Here is a 12,205-nt window from a genome sequence, read left to right on the forward strand (position 1 = left end):
CCAGGAGACGACCATGCAGCACACCACCCACACGAGCGCCGCGCCGGCGCAGGCGGCCGGCACGGTCCGGCGCACGTCGGCGCGCTACAAGATCCTCGCGCTGCTCGCGATCGGCACGATGATCAACTATCTCGACCGCACCGTGCTGGGCGTGGCTGCGCCGCAGCTCACCAAGGAGCTCGGCATCAACGCGGCCGTGATGGGCATCATGTTCTCCGCGTTTTCGTGGACGTACGTGGCGATGCAGGTTCCCGGCGGCCTGTTCCTCGACCGCTTCGGCAGCAAGATCACCTACTACTGGTCGATGACGCTGTGGTCGCTGTGCACGTTCCTGCAAGGCTTCGTGCCGGGCGTCGCGACGCTGCTCGCGTGTCGCCTCGGCCTCGGCATCACCGAGGCGCCGTGCTTCCCGACCAACAGCCGCGTCGTCGCGACTTGGTTCCCGCAGAACGAGCGCGCGATGGCGACGGGCACCTATACCGTCGGCGAATACATCGGCCTCGCGTTCTTCAGCCCCGTGCTGTTCGCGCTGATGGGCGCATTCGGCTGGCGCTCGCTGTTCTGGGTCGTGGGCGCGGTCGGCATTGCGTTCGGCCTCGTCTGGTGGAAGCTCTACCACGAGCCGCGCAACCATCCGGGCGCGAACGCGGCGGAGCTGGCCTATATCGAGGCGGGCGGCGGCCTCGTGCACGGCGCGCGCAAGACCGACGACAAGAGCGGCAAGGCCGCACAGCCGAAGTTCAGCTGGGCAATGGCCGGCAAACTGCTGAAGAAGCGCCAGCTCGCGGGCATCTGCCTCGGCCAGTTCGCCGGCAACTCGACGCTCGTGTTCTTCCTGACCTGGTTCCCGACCTATCTGGCAACGGAGCGCCACATGGGCTGGCTGAAGATCGGCTTCTTCGCGGTGATGCCGTTCATCGCTGCGTCGGTCGGCGTGATGTTCGGCGGCGTCTTCTCCGACTGGCTGCTGCGCCGCGGCAAGTCCGCGAACCTCGCGCGCAAGCTGCCGATCATCGCGGGCCTGCTGCTCGCGTCGACGATCATTCTCGCGAACTACGTGCAGAGCAACGAAGCCGTGATCGCGATCATGTCGGTCGCGTTCTTCGCGCAGGGGATGGCTGCACTCGGCTGGACGCTCGTGTCGGACATCGCGCCGGACGGCCTGCTCGGCGTGACGGGCGGTATCTTCAACTTCGCGGCGAACCTCGCCGGCATCATCACGCCGCTCGTCGTCGGCTTCATCGTCGCGTCGACCGGCTCGTTCGTCGGCGCGCTCGTGTTCATCGGCGTGATCGCGCTGGTCGGCGCGCTGTCGTACATCTTCGTCGTCGGCGACATCAAGCGGATCGAGTTGTAAGGACCGATTCCCCGCACATTCGGTGCATTCGCCCGGCGGCCGATCGGCCGTCGGGCGTTTTTATTTGCGCGTGCCGGCGGGCGGCCGGCACGCACGCACTTTCATGCGTGCTGCATCGCGATGCCGAGCGATTCGACCGCGGCCGCGATGGCGGCGACCGCACGCCGGATATCGTTCGCGTCGATCGCGCCGATGCAGCCGACGCGGAACGTCTCGAGGCGCGTGAGCTTGCCCGGATACAGGATGAAGCCCGCGTCGCGCACCGCGTCGTAGAAGCGGCGGAAATCGTAGGCCGGATGGTCGGGCGCGTGGAACGTGACGATCACCGGCGCCTGCACGCTGGCGTCGAGGAACGGCACGAAGCCGAGCGCGCGCATCGATTCGACCAGCGTCCGGCAGTTGTCCGCATAGCGTGCGCCGCGCGCCGGCTGGCCGCCTTCGGCGAGGTACTGGTCGAGCGCGGCGCGCAACGCGGCGATCACGTGCGTCGGCGGCGTGAAGCGCCATTGCCCGGTCTTGCGCAGATACGCGTACTGATCGTGGAGATCGAGCGCGAGCGACGGCGAGTTGCCTTCGCTCGCGTCGAGCGCATCGCGCCGCACGATCGCGAACCCCATTCCCGGCACGCCTTCGAGGCATTTGCCGCTGGCCGAGATCAGCGCGTCGATGCCGCTGTCCGCCAGCGCGATCGGCAGCGCGCCGAACGAACTCATCGCATCGACGATCAGCCGCTTGCCGTGCCGCCGGGACGCAGCCGCGATCGCATCGAGCGGATTCAGGATCCCGGCGCTCGTTTCCAGGTGCACGAGCGCGACGTGCGTGATGCGCGGCTCGCGGGCGAACGCGGCTTCGACGGCCGCCGCGTCGACGGCCGCGTCTTCGCCGAACGGCAACGGGATCGCGTCGATACCGAGCCGGCCGAGAATCTTCAGGATGCGCGCGCAATACGCGCCGTTGTCGGGAACCAGCACGACGCCGTCGCGCGGCACAAGCGTGCCGAGCGCGGCTTCGACCGAGAACGTGCCGCTGCCCTGCATCGGCACGCACACGTACGCATCGCCGCCGCCCGCGATGGCGACGAGGTCGGCACAGACGCTGGCCGTCAGTCGATTGAAAGCGGCGTCCCACGACCCCCAGTCATGTTGCATTGCGTGGCGTGTTGTGGCGGACGTGGTGAGCGGGCCGGGCGTGAGCAGGATCGGGTCGGGCATGGTTTTTATCTCCGGCAAAGGGCGAATGAAACGCGGGACGGCATTTCTGAATGACTTGCATGATAGTGGCAAAATGTGTCATTTTTTGGAAATTGTGGCATTCGTCACGGGTTTGTCATCGAACGCTGTGATCCTTCGGTTGCCGCGCCGCACCCAGCCTGAGCGCGGTAGCGAGGCGGGCCGCCAGGCGGCCTGCCCGGAGACGACAGGAGAGCCGGATCGTGCCCCGGCCGTTTGGTGTTCCGCCTACGGAGAAGTGAGATGACACTGCAGAAACCCTCGCGCGCCGCTGCCGGCGCGTTCCGCAAGCTCGCGCTGGCCGCCTGCGCCGCCGGTCTGCTGCAAGGCGCCGCGATGCCGGCGCATGCGGCAAACGCGGTCGTGCTGTACACGGCGGACGGCCTCGAGAACCTCTATCGCGATGTGCTGCCGGCCTTCGAGAAGAAGGAAGGCGTGAAGGTCAACGTCGTGACGGCAGGCAGCGGCGAGGTGGTGAACCGCGCGAACATCGAGAAGAATTCCCCGAAGGCCGACGTGATCGTCACGCTGCCGCCGTTCATCCAGCAAGCCGGCCAGATGGGCCTGCTGCAGCCGTACCAGAGCGTGAACTACAAGAACGTGCCGGCCATCGCGAAGGCCGAGGACGGCACGTGGGCGACCTTCGTGAACAACTACTTCTCGTTCGCGATCAACCCGGACGTCGTGAAGAACCAGCCGAAGACGTTCGCCGACCTGCTCGCGCCGGCCTACGCCGGCAAGGTCGCGTACTCGAACCCGGCCACCGCCGGCGACGGGATGGCCGTGCTGATCCTGACGACGTCGCTGATGGGCGAGGACAAGGCGTTCGACTACCTCGCGAAGCTGTCGCAGAGCGTGAAGTTCCACACGAAGGGCACGGGCTACCTGAACGTGCTGCTGTCGCGTAACGAGATCAGCGTCGCGAACGGCGACCTGCAGATGGACCTCGACGACGCCGAGCACGGCGCGCTGTCCGTCAAGCCGATCTTCCTGGCCGCGAAGGAAGGCGACCAGCCGACCACGTTCCAGCTCCCGTACGGCATCGGCCTGATCAAGAGCGGCCCGAACCAGGACGCCGGCCGGAAGCTGATCGACTACCTGATGTCGACGGAAGTGCAGTCGAAGGTGCCGGACATGTACGGCATCCCGGGCCGCACCGACGTGCCGCTGGCCGGCAAGAACGGCGAAGCGGTCAAGAAGGCGATCGCGGGCGTGAAGCTGATTCCGGTCGACTGGACCCAGGTGATGGCGAAGAAGCCGGTGTGGATCGAGCGCTGGAAGAAGGACGTGATCGGCAGCTCGGGCAAGCAGCTCGACGTCGTCAAGCCGAAGTGATCGGCGTACGCCGCCTGTATCAGCGAGCAAGAGGATGAACCCGGTGGAAACCACCCTGACCCATCCCGGCGCATTCGGCGCCGCCGAACCGCACGCGACGTTGCGGTCCGGCGCGCCGGGCGGCGTGCAGATCGAACACCTGAGCGTGCGCTACGGCGCACGCACGGTGCTCGACGATCTGTCGCTGTCGATCGGCGCCGGTGAATTTCTGACCGTGCTCGGCAAGAGCGGCTGCGGCAAGACGACGCTGCTGCGCTTCATCGCCGGGTTTGTGAAGGCCGACGGCCTGACCGGCACGCTGACCGTGGCCGGACGCGACCTGACCTATGCGCCGCCGCACAAGCGCAACCTCGGTCTGCTGTTCCAGAATTACGCGCTGTTCCCGCACCTGTCGGTGTTCGAGAACGTCGCATTCGGGCTGCGCGCACGCGGCATGGCGTCGTCGGAAGTGACGCGCCGCGTTGCCGACGCGCTCAAGCTCGTGCAACTCGGCGATGCCGGCCACCATCTGCCCGCGCAACTGTCGGGCGGGATGCAGCAGCGCGTCGCGCTGGCCCGCGCGCTCGTGATCGAGCCGGACGTGCTGCTGCTCGACGAGCCGCTGTCGGCGCTCGACGCCAACCTGCGCGCGTCGGTGCGTAGCGAACTGAAGGCGTTGCACGAGCGTCTGCCGAACCTGACCGTCGTCTGCGTGACGCACGATCGCGACGACGCGCTCGTGCTGTCCGACCGCGCGCTGCTGATGCGCGACGGCCACATCGCGCAGCTCGGCACGCCGCAGCAGTTGTACGACGCGCCGCGCGACGGTTACGTCGCGCGCTATCTCGGCCCGGCGAACCTGCTGCCGCCGCACGTGATCTTCCCGCTCGGCGATCCGCGCCACGAAGTGCGTGGCAAGGTCGCATGCGTGCGTCCCGAGCGGCTGACCGTGATGCCGCCCGCGGCGGGCGGCCTGCACGGCACCGTGTCGTCGGTCGAATGGCAGGGCGCGGACCTGTCGATCGCGGTCGTGATCGACGCGGCGCCCGACGAGCCCGTGCGCGTCACGATGCAACGCGGTCGCGGCGCGGCCCCCGAGCGCGGTGCGCGCGTGTCCCTGCATTGCGAGGCAGACGATGTCGTCCTTATCGAGCCCTGAAACCGGCCTGCCGCCGCACGTGCTCGCGTCGGCCGCCGCCCATGCCGCCGCCGCGCGGCGTCGCAGGCGCATGGGCGATCTGCACCTGGCCGCGCTCGCGATCGTCGTGCTCGGCCCGCTCGTCGTCTATCCGCTGGTGAAGCTCGTGCTGCTGAGCGTCTCGGGCGATCACGGGTTGAGTTTCGCCGCGTACCGGACCTTCTTCGGCAATCCCGACACGCGCAACGTGCTGCTGACCACGCTCGGCGTCCTGTTCGCGAGCGCCGGCACCGCGTCGGTGCTCGGCGTGCTGCTGGCTGCGCTGCTGTTCTTCAGGCCGTTTCCGGGCGCATCGCTCGTCACGCGCTTCCTGGAGCTGTACGTCGCGTTTCCGTCGTTCCTCGTCGCGTTCACGCTGATCTTCCTGTACGGCTCGCAAGGCTCGATCAGCATCGCGCTGCAGCACCTGTTCCATCTCGAGAACCCGCCGCTCGACTTCCTGTTCGGGATCGGCGGCGTGATCCTTGCTCAGACCGTGTTCTACACGCCGTTCGTCGTGCGGCCGACGCTCGCGTCGTTCGCGACGCTCGACCTGCGGTTGATCGAAGCCGCGCGCAGCCTCGGCGCGCCGGGCTGGATGCTCGCGCGCCGCGTCGTGCTGCCGATCGCGTGGCCGGGTATCGCCGCCGGCACCGTGTTGTGCTTCCTGCTGACGCTGAACGAATTCGGGATTCTGCTCGTGCTCGGCAGTGCGCGGCTCGTTACGTTGCCGGTTGCCATCTACAGCAGCGCGACCGTCGATCTCGATCTGCCGACCGCATCGGCCGGCGCGGTCGTGATGTTGTCGCTGTCGCTGGCGCTGTATACGGTTTATCGCCGGGTGAACCGGCGTGCGACGGGAGGAAACGATGTCCGCTGAATTCCGTATCGGGCAAGCCGTGCCGCGCCACCCGATCGGCTGGACCGACGCGCTGCTCAAGCATGCGTCGCGCGTCGCGCTCGCGCTGGCCGCCTTCGCGTGCTTCTGGCTGTTCGTGCTGCCGGTAATCGTCGTCGCGCTGTCGAGCGTGTCGACGCAGTGGTCGGGCACGATCCTGCCGGCCGGCTACAGCCTGCGCTGGTTCGAGCGGCTCGGCTCGCAGGAATACGACGCGCTGCTGACGAGCCTCGAAATCGGCTTCGGCGTATCGGCGCTCGGCACGATCCTCGGGCTGTGGCTGGCGCTCGCGCTCGAAGGGCGCGACCGGCGCGGCCTCGGCGCGGTCGTCGACGCGCTCGTGATGGTGCCGAACGGCGTACCGAGCGTCGTGCTCGGGCTCGCGGTGCTGATCGCGTATCACCAGAAGCCGCTCGACCTGTCGAGCTCGGCGGCGATCGTCGTGTTGGTGCAACTGGCGCTGATTCTGCCGTTCTGCTATCGCTGCGCCGCCGCCGCGTTGCGTCCGGAGCTGACCGTCTTGCGCGAAGCCGCCGCGAGCCTCGGTGCGCCGCCCGCGATGGTGCTGCGCCGCGTGCTGCTGCCGCAACTCGTGCCGGCGCTGCGCGCGAGCCTCGCGCTCGGTTTTGCGCTGTCGCTCGGCGAGCTCGGCGCGACGCTCACGGTTTATCCGCCCGGCTTCGCGACCGTGCCGATCGTCGTGATCGGCCAGGTGGAGCGCGGCTATTACCTGCCGGCGTCGGCGCTGTCGCTGATGATGCTCGGCGCGTCGCTCGCGGCGCTGCTGCTGATCGCCGCGCGCGTGCCGCGCGGTTCGCGGGCGGCATCGTGAACGCCGCGTTCGCGTTGCGCCATCCCGGCGATGCGTCGCCCGCCGGCGCGTCGACCGGTCTCGCCGGACGCTCGATCGACGTCAATGGCCGGTGCTACCGGCTGCCGATCGAGCCGACCGTCGTCGTCTGCGTCGACGGCTGCGAGTACGACTATCTCGAACGCGCGGTGGAAGCGGGCGTCGCGCCGTTCATCGGCCGGATGATCGCGGAGGGCACGGCCTGGCGCGCCGATTGCGTCGTGCCGACCTTCACCAACCCGAACAACCTGTCGATCGTCTGCGGCGTGCCGCCGTCGATCCACGGCATCTGCGGCAACTATTTCTGGGACCCCACCGCCGACGGCGGGCGCGGCGCCGAAGTCATGATGAACGATCCGGCCTATCTGCGAGCCGGCACGCTGCTCGCGGCGGCGGCCGACGTCGGCGCGCGGGTGGCCGTCGTGACCGCGAAGGACAAGCTGCGCAGGTTGCTCGGCTGGCGGCTGAACGGCATCTGCTTTTCGGCCGAGAAGGCCGCACAGGCCAATCTCGCGGAAAACGGGATCGTCGACGTGCTCGACTGGGTCGGCCTGCCGTCGCCGGACGTGTACAGCGCGGCATTGTCCGAATTCGTGTTCGCGGCCGGCGTACGGCTCGCGCAGACGCGCCAGGTCGACCTGATGTATCTGTCGACCACCGACTACGTGCAGCACAAGTGCGCGCCGGGCAGTCCCGGCGCGAACGCGTTCTACGCGATGATGGACGGCTACCTCGCCCAGCTCGACGCGCTCGGCTGGGCGATCGGCCTCACGGCCGACCACGGGATGAACGCGAAGCACGATCCGGCGACGGGCCGGCCGAACGTGATCTATCTGCAGGATGCCTTCGACGGCTGGTACGGCGCGCAGGCTGCGCGCGTGATCCTGCCGATCACCGATCCGTACGTCGTGCACCACGGTGCGCTCGGTTCGTTCGCGACGATCTACCTGGCGCCGGGTGTCGACCGGGCCGAGGCGATGTGGCGCGTCGGCAGCCTCGACGGCGTCGAGCTCGTGCTCGACAACGCGGAAGCCGCCGCGCGCTTCGAACTGCCGGCCGACCGGATCGGCGATCTCGTCGTGATCGGCCGCCGCGACATGACGCTCGGCACGCGCGAGCGCGAACACGACCTGTCGGGCCTCACGGTGCCGCTGCGTTCGCATGGCGGCGTGTCCGAGCAGGAAGTGCCGCTGCTGTTCAATCGCCGTATCGAGCGGGACGATCCCGCACGTCGCCCGCGCAACTTCGACGTGTTCGATTTCGTGTTGAACCGGATCGCGACATGATGGCTCATCCGCGGCAGGATCATCCGTCGTTTCGTGCGGAAGCACTGCGCTGGCGCGGCACGCGTGCGATGCGCGAGCGCACGCTCGACGTCACGGATCCGTACACCGGAACACGCGTCGGCACCGCGCCGCTCGCCAGCGTCGACGACGTGCGCGCGGCGTTCGATTACGCGATGGCCTACCGGCCGACGCTCACGCGCTACGAGCGTTCGCAGATTCTCGAACGTGCGGCCGCGCTGCTGCGCGAGCGCACCGAGGAAGCGTCCGACCTGATCACGCTCGAGTCGGGGCTGTCGAAACGGGATTCGCGCTACGAGATCGGCCGTGTGGCCGATGTGCTGAAGTTCGCGGCGGTCGAGGCGCTGCGCGACGATGCGCAGAGTTTCTCGTGCGACCTGACGCCCCACGGCAAGGCGCGGCGCGTGTTCTCGCAGCGGCAGCCGCTCGACGGCGTGATCGTCGCGATCACGCCGTTCAATCATCCGATGAACCAGGTGGCGCACAAGATCGCGCCGGCGATCGCGACCAACAATCGCGTGATCGTGAAGCCGTCGGAGAAGGTGCCGCTGTCGGCGTTCTATCTGGCCGACCTGTTATATGAAGCGGGGCTGCCGGAGCCGATGCTGCAGGTGCTGACCGGCGACCCGGCCGAGCTCGCGGACGAACTCGTCACGCATCCGCATGCGTCGCTGATCACGTTCACCGGCGGCGTCGCGATCGGCAAGGCGATTGCCGCACGGGCCGGTTACCGGCGCATCGTGCTGGAACTGGGCGGCAACGATCCGCTGATCGTCCTCGCCGATGCCGATCTCGACCGCGCGGCGTCGCTCGCGGTGCTCGGTTCGTACCGGAATTCGGGCCAGCGCTGTACGGCCGTCAAGCGGATGCTGGTGCAGCGCTCGATCGCGCCCGCGTTCACCGACTTGCTCGTCGAGAAGACGCGCGCATGGAAATACGGCGATCCATTCGATCCCGCGAACGAAATGGGCACGGTGATCGACGAAGCGGCGGCACGGCTGTTCGAGGCGCGCGTGAACGAGGCGGTCGCGCAGGGCGCGCGCCTGCTGACCGGCAATGTGCGGCGCGGCGCGCTGTATGCGCCGACCGTGCTCGACAACGTCGATCCGTCGATGACGATCGTGCGCGAGGAGACCTTCGGCCCCGTCTCGCCCGTCGTCGCGTTCGACACGATCGACGACGCGATCCGGATCAGCAACGGCACCGCGTTCGGGCTGTCGTCGGGTGTCTGTACGGACAGCACGGCGGCCGTCGTGCGGTTCGTGAACGAACTGAACGTCGGCACGGTGAACGTGTGGGAAGTGCCGGGATACCGGATCGAACTGTCGCCGTTCGGCGGCGTCAAGGATTCGGGGCTCGGCTACAAGGAAGGCGTCCAGGAGGCGATGAAGAGTTTCACGAACCTGAAGACGTTTTCGCTGCCTTGGGAGTAAACGGATGGCGCTGACGGTGGAAGAGATCCACGGGCTGTATCGCGAGCATGGCCATGTGGCCTATAGCGGCGAACCGGTCACGCAGCTCGAGCATGCATTGCAGAGCGGATGGCTGGCGGAGGCGTCCGGGGCGGACGAAGCGCTGGTCGCGGCGGCGTTCCTGCACGACCTCGGCCATTTGCTGAATCGCCAGGGCGAGACACCGAGCGCGCGCGGGATCGACGATCTGCATCAGTATTATGTGCTGCCGTTCCTGCGGCCGCTGTTCAACGATGCGGTGCTCGAGCCGATCCGGCTGCACGTCGACGCGAAGCGGTGCCTGTGCCGCACGGATGCCGGCTACTTCGAGAGCCTGTCGCCGGACTCGGTGCGCAGCCTGGCGTTACAGGGTGGCATCTTCAATGAAGAGGAGGCGGCAGCGTTCCTGCAGCGCCCGTTCGCGGAGGACGCGCTGCGCCTGCGTCGCTGGGACGACGCGGCGAAGGAAGAAGGCAGGGTGACACCGGATCTCGACCACTATATGGAGATCGTCGCGCGCCAGGTGCGCGCGGCCTCCTGACGGTTCGGCTGCTTCTATATAAGGCGCCGCACGCGATAGCGTGCGGCGCCTTATATTTTTTGCGAAACCCCTTGCGCGATTGCCGGCGGATGCATAGAATCACGCCTCTTTCGCGCTAACAGAAACACGGCGCGGGAGGAAGGGAAGCGGTGCTGTTGAGGTTCGGAAGTAACGAGCCCGACGGCGCAGGAAGATGGCCCCGCAGTCGCAACGATGTAGTGCAGAAAGTTGTTGACGAGCTGCGAAACACGGTTCATAATCTCGCTTCTCTGCTGCTGAAAACGCAGCGCTGCCGGGAAACTTCAGGTTCCCTCGCAGAATGCTCTTTAAAAATTAACAGCCGATAAGTGTGGGCGCTTGATGGAAGCGAGCTGATCCTCGGATCAGATAGCAAAAGTATCAAGAGTCTCACACTAAAGTAAGTCAGGTTTATGAAGTGATTCATATTCCTGTCAGCTTTGAGTGAGCGACCGGTTCTTAACTGAACCGAAAACAGTAACAGGTTTGAACTGAAGAGTTTGATCCTGGCTCAGATTGAACGCTGGCGGCATGCCTTACACATGCAAGTCGAACGGCAGCACGGGTGCTTGCACCTGGTGGCGAGTGGCGAACGGGTGAGTAATACATCGGAACATGTCCTGTAGTGGGGGATAGCCCGGCGAAAGCCGGATTAATACCGCATACGATCTACGGATGAAAGCGGGGGACCTTCGGGCCTCGCGCTATAGGGTTGGCCGATGGCTGATTAGCTAGTTGGTGGGGTAAAGGCCTACCAAGGCGACGATCAGTAGCTGGTCTGAGAGGACGACCAGCCACACTGGGACTGAGACACGGCCCAGACTCCTACGGGAGGCAGCAGTGGGGAATTTTGGACAATGGGCGAAAGCCTGATCCAGCAATGCCGCGTGTGTGAAGAAGGCCTTCGGGTTGTAAAGCACTTTTGTCCGGAAAGAAATCCTTGGCTCTAATACAGTCGGGGGATGACGGTACCGGAAGAATAAGCACCGGCTAACTACGTGCCAGCAGCCGCGGTAATACGTAGGGTGCAAGCGTTAATCGGAATTACTGGGCGTAAAGCGTGCGCAGGCGGTTTGCTAAGACCGATGTGAAATCCCCGGGCTCAACCTGGGAACTGCATTGGTGACTGGCAGGCTAGAGTATGGCAGAGGGGGGTAGAATTCCACGTGTAGCAGTGAAATGCGTAGAGATGTGGAGGAATACCGATGGCGAAGGCAGCCCCCTGGGCCAATACTGACGCTCATGCACGAAAGCGTGGGGAGCAAACAGGATTAGATACCCTGGTAGTCCACGCCCTAAACGATGTCAACTAGTTGTTGGGGATTCATTTCCTTAGTAACGTAGCTAACGCGTGAAGTTGACCGCCTGGGGAGTACGGTCGCAAGATTAAAACTCAAAGGAATTGACGGGGACCCGCACAAGCGGTGGATGATGTGGATTAATTCGATGCAACGCGAAAAACCTTACCTACCCTTGACATGGTCGGAATCCTGCTGAGAGGTGGGAGTGCTCGAAAGAGAACCGGCGCACAGGTGCTGCATGGCTGTCGTCAGCTCGTGTCGTGAGATGTTGGGTTAAGTCCCGCAACGAGCGCAACCCTTGTCCTTAGTTGCTACGCAAGAGCACTCTAAGGAGACTGCCGGTGACAAACCGGAGGAAGGTGGGGATGACGTCAAGTCCTCATGGCCCTTATGGGTAGGGCTTCACACGTCATACAATGGTCGGAACAGAGGGTTGCCAACCCGCGAGGGGGAGCTAATCCCAGAAAACCGATCGTAGTCCGGATTGCACTCTGCAACTCGAGTGCATGAAGCTGGAATCGCTAGTAATCGCGGATCAGCATGCCGCGGTGAATACGTTCCCGGGTCTTGTACACACCGCCCGTCACACCATGGGAGTGGGTTTTACCAGAAGTGGCTAGTCTAACCGCAAGGAGGACGGTCACCACGGTAGGATTCATGACTGGGGTGAAGTCGTAACAAGGTAGCCGTATCGGAAGGTGCGGCTGGATCACCTCCTTTCCAGAGCTATCTCGCACAAGTTGAGCGCTCACGCTTATCGGCTGT

9 protein-coding genes and 1 rRNA gene are annotated in these 12,205 nt (G+C 65.7%); 9 read left to right on the forward strand and 1 reads right to left on the reverse strand.

Going from position 1 to position 12,205, the window contains the following annotated elements; translation table 11 throughout:
- Positions 1-13: 13 nt before the first annotated feature.
- A complete protein-coding gene (locus tag WS96_RS18855) occupies positions 14-1,357 on the forward strand; it encodes an MFS transporter (protein WP_034206094.1) in 1,344 nt (447 codons plus the stop codon).
- A 101-nt stretch (positions 1,358-1,458) separates the two neighbouring features.
- Here the strand turns inward: WS96_RS18855 and WS96_RS18860 are convergent, their stop codons facing one another.
- Positions 1,459-2,568 (reverse strand): 2-aminoethylphosphonate--pyruvate transaminase, encoded by a 1,110-nt coding sequence (locus tag WS96_RS18860; RefSeq protein WP_059834491.1) that lies wholly within the window; start codon positions 2,566-2,568, stop codon positions 1,459-1,461.
- A gap of 261 nt (positions 2,569-2,829) precedes the next feature.
- Between WS96_RS18860 and phnS the strand changes: the two genes are divergently transcribed.
- From phnS to WS96_RS18900, 8 genes are all read left to right on the forward strand, one after another.
- The gene (gene phnS, locus WS96_RS18865; RefSeq protein WP_059834493.1) at positions 2,830-3,921 is read left to right on the forward strand and encodes a 2-aminoethylphosphonate ABC transporter substrate-binding protein; all 1,092 of its coding nucleotides are present in this window, start codon (positions 2,830-2,832) and stop codon (positions 3,919-3,921) included.
- A 34-nt stretch (positions 3,922-3,955) separates the two neighbouring features.
- Entirely contained in the window at positions 3,956-5,059 is a 1,104-nt protein-coding gene (gene phnT / locus WS96_RS18870; RefSeq protein ID WP_034206097.1) for a 2-aminoethylphosphonate ABC transport system ATP-binding subunit PhnT, read from the forward strand.
- Entirely contained in the window at positions 5,037-5,957 is a 921-nt protein-coding gene (gene phnU, locus WS96_RS18875; protein ID WP_034206098.1) for a 2-aminoethylphosphonate ABC transporter permease subunit, read from the forward strand. The genes phnT and phnU overlap by 23 nt, the downstream gene beginning before the upstream one ends.
- Positions 5,947-6,807 carry a 2-aminoethylphosphonate ABC transport system, membrane component PhnV gene (phnV, locus tag WS96_RS18880; protein WP_059834495.1) on the forward strand — a complete coding sequence of 287 codons (861 nt, stop codon included), beginning with the start codon at positions 5,947-5,949 and terminating at the stop codon, positions 6,805-6,807. Before phnU ends, phnV begins: the two co-directional genes overlap by 11 nt.
- Positions 6,804-8,111: a phosphonoacetate hydrolase gene (gene phnA, locus WS96_RS18885; protein ID WP_059834497.1), complete on the forward strand. Its 1,308-nt coding sequence runs from the start codon at positions 6,804-6,806 to the stop codon at positions 8,109-8,111. Before phnV ends, phnA begins: the two co-directional genes overlap by 4 nt.
- On the forward strand, positions 8,108-9,562 hold the full coding sequence (gene phnY / locus WS96_RS18890; RefSeq protein ID WP_059834499.1) for a phosphonoacetaldehyde dehydrogenase: 1,455 nt from the start codon (positions 8,108-8,110) through the stop codon (positions 9,560-9,562). Before phnA ends, phnY begins: the two co-directional genes overlap by 4 nt.
- Before the next feature lie 4 nt (positions 9,563-9,566).
- Positions 9,567-10,121 carry a phosphonate degradation HD-domain oxygenase gene (locus WS96_RS18895; RefSeq protein WP_059834501.1) on the forward strand — a complete coding sequence of 185 codons (555 nt, stop codon included), beginning with the start codon at positions 9,567-9,569 and terminating at the stop codon, positions 10,119-10,121.
- 506 nt (positions 10,122-10,627) lie between these two features.
- Positions 10,628-12,160 (forward strand): 16S ribosomal RNA (locus WS96_RS18900).
- The last annotated feature ends 45 nt before the right edge of the window (positions 12,161-12,205 follow it).

This window comes from Burkholderia sp. MSMB1835, from assembly GCF_001526365.1.
GTDB lineage: Bacteria > Pseudomonadota > Gammaproteobacteria > Burkholderiales > Burkholderiaceae > Burkholderia.